Genomic DNA, 6,936 nt, shown 5'->3' with positions numbered 1-6,936 from the left:
TTAGTCAAAGAGGAATTGACAAGTAAAGAGGGAGCCCGCATTTATGCCAAACGCAAGGTGGATGTCGAACCTGTATTTGGTAGGATGAAGGGTGTTTTTGGCGTGCGCAGAGTCCATGTCAGAGGTCAAAAAGTGGTTGAAACTGAGATAGGATTCCTCCTAATGAGTATGAATCTCACGAAATTGGCTAAGAAATTAGTCCAAGATAATAGAGATAAAAAGAAAAACACAGACAGTACGGCTGGATTTCATCAGAAGCAGCTCAATCTGTCTGTGTTTTTTTTAGTTATTGGCTAGTTATTGGCTAGTTTTTGCCCAGCCTCTTAAAAAATTGACTTACAGATTTGTAAGTGGACTTTATTTCGTTTTGAAGATGATACAATGTAGATGTACTATAAAAAAGATAGGAGTAGTTTTATGAAAAAGAAGTTCTTAGCAGTTACTATGCTGTTTTCATTGGTTTTTCCAGCTTCTTTAGTGTTTGCTGAGTCTCATGGAGACCACTCTAGTCACGGAGACCATTCTGAGGCTGTTGTTATTAGTGAAATGGCTGAAGGTCAGTTGATTGTGGAGCAACAAATAGAGGTTGCAGCACAGACGGAGCCTCTATATAGTTTTGAAGAAATCTTAGATCTACCAAATGAGGCTTTTCCGAATGCGACTCCTGATGAGGTGGAGAGTATTAAAGGTATGATTGAAGCCACTATGGATTACAATCATTCTGATATGAAGGTACCGTTATCAATGGTATATATTGATAAGACCGCAGAAAATTCAGATGCAATTCTTTCAGGCGGTGGTCTTCCATACTGTTTAGATGATAATGGTTGGGGATACCAAAATTTTATTACCTCAGATTGTAACATAGCTATGGCAGTTGTTAGCCAATGTGTTTATGAATCTATCATTAAGAATCCCAATTTGCGTTACTGTAGAGCGGATTTATATAGAAATTGTTCTCCTAGGATTGGTCACAGTCCATATTGGCATAGACATTAATAAATGTGTTTGTATAAAATTAGAAGGAGTTGCAGGTTGATTCAAAAAATACTAAGACTGTTTGGGCTTGTTAGTTGTCTTCTTGCCTTGGTTTGTGCGGTGGTATTTAGAGAGGGGCTGGTTTCCAATCCACTTGGTCAATTTTCGGGTTTTCCACTTAACCACCAGCATACAGGTTGGGGAACATCGCGTTATTATCCCAACATTGATCCGACAGCAAAGCCGACTCAGGAGGTCAGAGTTGCTATCATTGACTCTGGTATAAGGGAAGAAGCGGTAGATGAGTTTTATGTTGAGGATATGCAAGTTTTTTCCACTTCAACCTCTGTCTTTGATACCATTGGTCACGGGACAAAGATTGCCAGTATCATTGGTGCTAAGAATAATCATGTGCTAACGCTGGGATTGAGCCCGGAAGCAAGATTGTTTTCCTACAAGGTAACGGATGATGACGGGACGATAAAAAATGACTACCTTGTCAAAGCTGTTCAGCAGGCTATTGAAGATCATGTTGATGTTGTGAATCTGAGTATGGTGGTGACCAATCCAAGTAAAGAATTGGAAGATGTGGTTGAAGCCTACCTTCAACAAGGTGGCTATATGGTTGTCCCAGCTTATGATTTGAAAAAGGTAGAGGCCCTAAACCCTCTTTTGACGATTGAAGGGGTTGTCTCCGTAGGTACCTACAATGAATTTTTTACGTTATTGAATCCGCAGGAAGAGATTGCTTACTACGCACCGTACTCTCAAGAAACGCTGTCAATGGAAAACAGGATTGTACGAAGCGAGGGTTCCTCTTTTAGCACGGCCTTTGTTTCGGGGACAATTGCCCACTTGCTCTCCGTCGGACAAACCGATGCAGAAATCACCAAGCAACTAGATGACTTTTTTAGTGCACGGTCTGTGAAGAGCAAGCAGTCTCCATTGTTGGCTGGTTATGAAACGCATCAAGCTTTGGTAAATAACAGCTACACAGTGCTCTCTCTATCTCTGATAGGTCTTCTTGTTTTCCAGACAATCCTAGGGATACTCACCGCGAGAAAAGAGAGTGAGGTGCGGGGTGCTTATATGCGGTACATCGTTGTAACGGACGTGTTACTGGTTATTCTTGCCTTGTTAATTTTGCCGACTCAAATGTGAGGTGTTAGATGGAATTAATTTCAATTGTGTTCGTTGTCCTTATTGTTGGAGTTCAAGTCTATTTTTCGACAAGGTACTTTGCTAAGGCTACTTCCAAGCTACAAAAAGGATTTGTCGTCGTAACGTCCCTCTTTCAAATTGTATTTTCAATCTGGTTGATGCTGTTTGTTACACTGGGATATTTCGGTAGTATTCATTTTTGATGAGATTTTTTTGCCTCCTATACTCATAGGAGGTTTTCTATATTTGAAAAATTCCCCAAGTTAGCATACAATAGAGAGTAGCATTGTAAAGAAAGAGAAACTTATGAAAATACTAGCTTTAGACAGCTCCAACCAGGCTTTATCAGTTGCCTTGGTGGAGGACGGCCGTTTGCAGGCGGAAACCCTGCTGGCCGTTAAGAAAAATCATAGTATCAGCCTCATGCCTGTGGTCGATTTTTTGGTGGCACAGGTGGGCTGGACGCCCAAAGACTTGGAGCGGATTGTGGTCGCTCAGGGGCCAGGCTCTTACACGGGTCTTCGTGTGGCGGTGGCGACTGCCAAGACATTAGCCTACACCCTCAAGATCGACTTGGTGGGGCTATCCAGTCTTCAGTCCCTGGTTCCGCCTAGCCTGACGAGTCTGGTGGTCCCTCTCATCGATGCCCGCCGTAACTGCGTCTATGCAGGTGTTTATGAAAATGGCAGAGCAGTCGAGGCTGACCGCTACTGGTCTTTTGAAGACTTGCTTTCTAGCCTGTCTGGTAAGGAAAACATCACCTTTGTCGGTGAAGTAGAAAACTTTATGGAACAAATCGAGCAAGCTTTGCCAGCTGCCCAGTATCAAGCAAGTCTGCCGTCTGCCTATCAGCTGGCAGTGATTGGTCAAGACCTGCCAGCAGTAGATGTCACCAGCTTTGAGCCCAACTATCTCAAGCGAGTAGAGGCAGAGGAAAACTGGCTCAAGGACAACCAAGCAGGCTCAGAAAGTTATATCAAGCGTGTATGATAGAGATTAAACACTACGATGGTCAGGAAAATCTGGCGGAGGCTGTTTTGGCAATTATGCAGTCGGTCTATGAGCAGTCTCCATGGACTTTGGAGCAAATTGTGTCCAGTATGGCTAGTCAGGATGAGGATTATTATCTGGCCTATGAGGGTCAGGAGTTGGTCGGATTTTTGGCTGTGCAGACAGTGTTGGATGAGATGGAAATCTTGCAGATTGCTGTTAAGGCTGATTTTCAGAGGTTGGGAATCGCCAGTCAACTGATGGCTGCTGTGATGGACTGGGATGGGGACATCTTCCTCGAAGTGAGGGAGTCCAATAGCGCAGCTCAGGCCCTCTATGCACGCCAGCATTTTACCAAAATAGGAAAACGAAAAGACTACTACCGCCATCCTGTCGAGGACGCGGTGCTAATGAAGAGAGAACGTGATGAAAGATAGATTGATTTTGGCGATTGAGACCTCCTGTGACGAGACCTCGGTGGCTGTTTTGCGAAATGAGGCGGAGCTTTTGTCCAATGTCATTGCCAGCCAGATTGCCAGTCACCAGCGGTTTGGTGGGGTGGTGCCTGAGGTGGCCAGCCGTCACCATGTGGAAGTGATTACGGCCTGCATCGAGGAGGCCTTATTGGAGGCGGAGGTGACGGCAGAGGACTTGACGGCTGTGGCTGTGACCTATGGTCCTGGCTTGGTCGGTGCCTTGCTGGTCGGGATTTCGGCAGCCAAGGCATTTGCTTGGGCCAATGGTCTGCCGCTCATTCCTGTCAACCACATGGCAGGGCACTTGATGGCAGCGCGTGCGGTCAAGGAATTGGAGTTTCCGCTCTTGGCCCTTTTGGTCAGCGGTGGGCACACGGAGCTGGTCTATGTATCAGAAGCGGGCGACTACAAGATTGTCGGTGAAACGCGAGATGATGCGGTCGGCGAGGCCTATGACAAGGTGGGGCGGGTTATGGGTCTGCCCTATCCAGCTGGTCGGGTGATTGATGAGTTGGCACATGAGGGGCAGGACATTTATGACTTCCCACGGGCTATGATCAAGGAAGATAATCTGGAGTTTTCTTTCTCAGGTTTGAAATCCGCCTTTATCAACCTCTACCACAATGCCCAGCAAAAAGGGGAAAGCTTGTCCAATGCGGACCTGTCAGCTTCCTTCCAAGCCTGTGTCATGGACATTCTCATGGCCAAGACCAAGAAGGCTTTGGAGCAATACCCTGTCAAGACCTTGGTGGTGGCGGGCGGTGTGGCAGCTAATCAGGGCTTACGAGAGCGATTGGCTGCTGAAATCACCGATGTGGAGGTTATCATTCCCCCGCTTCGCCTCTGCGGTGACAATGCAGGTATGATTGCCTTGGCAGCGGTCAGTGAGTACAATAAGGAAAACCTTGCTGGCTGGGACCTCAATGCCAAGCCTAGTCTGGCTTTTGAGAATTTGTAAGAAAGTTGGGTCGCGAAAGCGACTTTTTCTATTGACGGAGGGGGGCTTGTCCTCTATACTAGAGTGATATAATACTCTTCGAAAATCAAAATCGGACGTTGTTGACTTGATTTGATGAGTGAAAGGCTCCAGTGGAGCCTTTCAGCCTGTTACCTTGAAACAAAATAGTAACAGGGTTCTATCTGCTAAGTAGAAACGAACTACGTTCGCTCTATCTCAAACCTCCAAAGGTTCCCCAAACCTTTGGAGCTAGTCTGATTTTGATTTTCATTGACTATAACTTGCTATTCAAAGGAGAGAAGATGAAAAAAGAGGATTTTCGCGAAGGCTTGCGGGACGCTATTCCCACAGCTCTGGGCTATGCTAGTATTGGCCTAGCCTGCGGTGTGGTATCGGTTAACTCCGGCATTTCTGCGGTGGAAATGGGGCTGATGAGCCTTTTGGTCTATGCAGGAAGTGCCCAGTTTGTTATGTGTGCTATGATTTTGGCAGGGGCGCCCTTGGTGTCCATTGCAGTGACGGTTTTCTTTGTCAACCTGCGGAATTTCCTCATGTGCCTCCATACGACGACCATTTTTCAGGGCAACAGTCTGGGGTCTAATATCCTGATTGGCTCTTTTGTGACGGATGAGTCCTATGCGGTGCTGCTCCGTAAGCATATTGAGGACAAGAAGATTGCACCAAGCTGGATGTACGGCAACAACTTTGCGAGCTACGCTTCTTGGGTTACATTTACGACTCTAGGCAATCTGATTGGTGGTCTTATTCCAAATCCTGAGCAATTTGGGTTGGACTTTGCCTTGGTCGCTATGTTCGTCGGGATTTTCTCAGGGCAACTAGAGGCGATGGCTCGGACTATTCCTTTGAAAAAAATCGGCTTGATTTTGCTGGCGGTTGGTCTAGCCTATGTCGGCCTGTCTGTGCTAGTGTCGTCTTATGTTGCTGTGCTCTTGGCGACGATTTTGGGTTGTTTTGTGGGGGTGATGATTGATGATAAAAACTAGTATTCTATTGATTATTCTAGCAGCGGCCCTAGTGACTTGGGTGCCACGCGTCCTGCCTTTTGTCCTGACACAGAACAAATCCCTGCCTCCAAAGTTGGTGAAATTTCTCAGCTTTCTACCCATCACCATTATCTTTGCCCTGACTCTCTCTAGCATCATGGACGAAGAAGTCGGATCGCTACCTAACCTGCTCCTTGTCGAAAGCCTAGCCCTCCTTCCGACCTTCTGGGTGGTTTTGAAGACAAAAAATATCCTCTTGGCTGTCCTGGTTGGCGTTCTGACGACTGCTGCCCTCCGCTTGCTTTTCTAGGAGGGACTTATGGTTAAGGAAAATGCCAGAGGTATGGTACTTTGTCTAGTCTTGGCTGGAATAAGCTGGTGCTTAGGAAGTTGGTTTTCAGTAGTGGGTGGGCCTGTTTTTGCCCTTCTAATCGGGATGAGCCTGCACTCTTATATCTCAAGGAAGAATGCATTTCAGCCAGGATTGACCTTTACTTCCAAGAAAATTTTACAGTATGCGGTGATTTGTTTGGGATTTGGATTAAACTTATCAGCGGTTTTGGCTGTTGGACGTCAATCTCTTCCAATTATTCTCTCGACCATTAGTTTTGCCTTGCTTTTGGCATTTCTGATGTGGAAAATCTTGCCCATTTCATCTCATCTGGCGACCTTGATTGGCGTTGGGACCTCTATCTGTGGAGGCTCTGCCATTGCGGCGACAGCTCCCGTTATCCAGGCGGATGATGAGGATGTAGCACAGGCTATCTCGGTCATCTTTCTCTTTAATGTCTTGGCGGCCTTGATTTTTCCGACTTTGGCAACTTGGCTTGGGTTTTCGACCGATTCGGGTCAGGCCTTTGGGATCTTCGCCGGAACGGCGGTCAATGACACCTCGTCGGTAACCGCAACAGCGGCTACTTGGGATAGCCTCTACGGCTTGGGCAGTCAGACCTTGGACACGGCAGTGACGGTTAAGTTGACACGAACTTTAGCTATAATTCCTATTACAACGGTTTTAGCAATTTGGCAAACCAGAGGAAAGGGTCTCAAGGCAGACAAGAAGTCCCTCCTGACAGGTTTTCCGACTTTTATCCTCTATTTTATCCTAGCCAGTCTGGTGACAACAATCGCAGGTCACTTTGGGCTGGGAAGGGACCTATTTGCTCCACTCAAAACCCTATCCAAGTTTCTCATTTGTATGGCCATGACAGCCATTGGCTTGCGGACTAATGTATTTTCCTTGGTGAAAAATGGCAGAGTAGCTCTTTTTGTCGGACTAGTTTGCTGGCTGGGAGTGACGGTGTTGACACTGGTTTGGCAGGCGATTTTGGGTATATGGTAAACAGCAAAACAGCCTTCTCTTGCGAGA

8 protein-coding genes and 1 pseudogene are annotated in these 6,936 nt (G+C 46.4%); all 9 read left to right on the top strand.

Translation table 11 applies throughout. The features are described 5' to 3' along the window. A pseudogene (locus C1E58_RS12385) lies at positions 1 to 198 on the top strand (transposase); the annotation flags it as partial. A gap of 219 nt (positions 199 to 417) precedes the next feature. Further along, positions 418 to 999 carry a hypothetical protein gene (locus C1E58_RS05545; RefSeq protein WP_024397995.1) on the top strand — a complete coding sequence of 194 codons (582 nt, stop codon included), beginning with the start codon at positions 418 to 420 and terminating at the stop codon, positions 997 to 999. A 36-nt stretch (positions 1,000 to 1,035) separates the two neighbouring features. After that, complete coding sequence (locus C1E58_RS05540; protein WP_073259261.1) at positions 1,036 to 2,139, top strand: S8/S53 family peptidase; 1,104 nt, start codon at positions 1,036 to 1,038, stop codon at positions 2,137 to 2,139. A gap of 306 nt (positions 2,140 to 2,445) precedes the next feature. Beyond that, positions 2,446 to 3,129, top strand: coding sequence for a tRNA (adenosine(37)-N6)-threonylcarbamoyltransferase complex dimerization subunit type 1 TsaB (gene tsaB / locus C1E58_RS05535; RefSeq protein ID WP_105209666.1), 684 nt, complete (start codon positions 2,446 to 2,448; stop codon positions 3,127 to 3,129). Beyond that, complete coding sequence (gene rimI / locus C1E58_RS05530; RefSeq protein ID WP_105209665.1) at positions 3,126 to 3,566, top strand: ribosomal protein S18-alanine N-acetyltransferase; 441 nt, start codon at positions 3,126 to 3,128, stop codon at positions 3,564 to 3,566. The genes tsaB and rimI overlap by 4 nt, the downstream gene beginning before the upstream one ends. Then, positions 3,556 to 4,563, top strand: coding sequence for a tRNA (adenosine(37)-N6)-threonylcarbamoyltransferase complex transferase subunit TsaD (gene tsaD, locus C1E58_RS05525; RefSeq protein WP_105209664.1), 1,008 nt, complete (start codon positions 3,556 to 3,558; stop codon positions 4,561 to 4,563). The genes rimI and tsaD overlap by 11 nt, the downstream gene beginning before the upstream one ends. Before the next feature lie 302 nt (positions 4,564 to 4,865). Further along, on the top strand, positions 4,866 to 5,567 hold the full coding sequence (locus tag C1E58_RS05520; RefSeq protein ID WP_105209663.1) for an AzlC family ABC transporter permease: 702 nt from the start codon (positions 4,866 to 4,868) through the stop codon (positions 5,565 to 5,567). Continuing rightward, positions 5,554 to 5,877, top strand: a complete 324-nt coding sequence (locus tag C1E58_RS05515; protein ID WP_105209662.1) for an AzlD domain-containing protein — start codon at positions 5,554 to 5,556, stop codon at positions 5,875 to 5,877. Before C1E58_RS05520 ends, C1E58_RS05515 begins: the two co-directional genes overlap by 14 nt. Positions 5,878 to 5,886: 9 nt before the next feature. After that, complete coding sequence (locus tag C1E58_RS05510) at positions 5,887 to 6,909, top strand: YeiH family protein (RefSeq protein ID WP_105209661.1); 1,023 nt, start codon at positions 5,887 to 5,889, stop codon at positions 6,907 to 6,909. Positions 6,910 to 6,936: the final 27 nt, after the last annotated feature.

It is taken from the genome of Streptococcus suis (assembly GCF_002964575.1).
Classification (GTDB): domain Bacteria; phylum Bacillota; class Bacilli; order Lactobacillales; family Streptococcaceae; genus Streptococcus; species Streptococcus suis_R.
This window is presented reverse-complemented; position numbering and strand designations above follow the sequence as displayed.

Excerpts from the sequence above, each read along its gene's own strand:
- C1E58_RS05545 (WP_024397995.1), top strand. The coding sequence starts at position 418 with ATGAAAAAGAAGTTCTTAGCAGTTACTATGCTGTTTTCATTGGTTTTT.
- tsaB (WP_105209666.1), top strand. The coding sequence starts at position 2,446 with ATGAAAATACTAGCTTTAGACAGCTCCAACCAGGCTTTATCAGTTGCC.
- rimI (WP_105209665.1), top strand. The coding sequence starts at position 3,126 with ATGATAGAGATTAAACACTACGATGGTCAGGAAAATCTGGCGGAGGCT.
- tsaD (WP_105209664.1), top strand. The coding sequence starts at position 3,556 with ATGAAAGATAGATTGATTTTGGCGATTGAGACCTCCTGTGACGAGACC.
- C1E58_RS05520 (WP_105209663.1), top strand. The coding sequence starts at position 4,866 with ATGAAAAAAGAGGATTTTCGCGAAGGCTTGCGGGACGCTATTCCCACA.
- C1E58_RS05515 (WP_105209662.1), top strand. The coding sequence starts at position 5,554 with ATGATAAAAACTAGTATTCTATTGATTATTCTAGCAGCGGCCCTAGTG.
- C1E58_RS05510 (WP_105209661.1), top strand. The coding sequence starts at position 5,887 with ATGGTTAAGGAAAATGCCAGAGGTATGGTACTTTGTCTAGTCTTGGCT.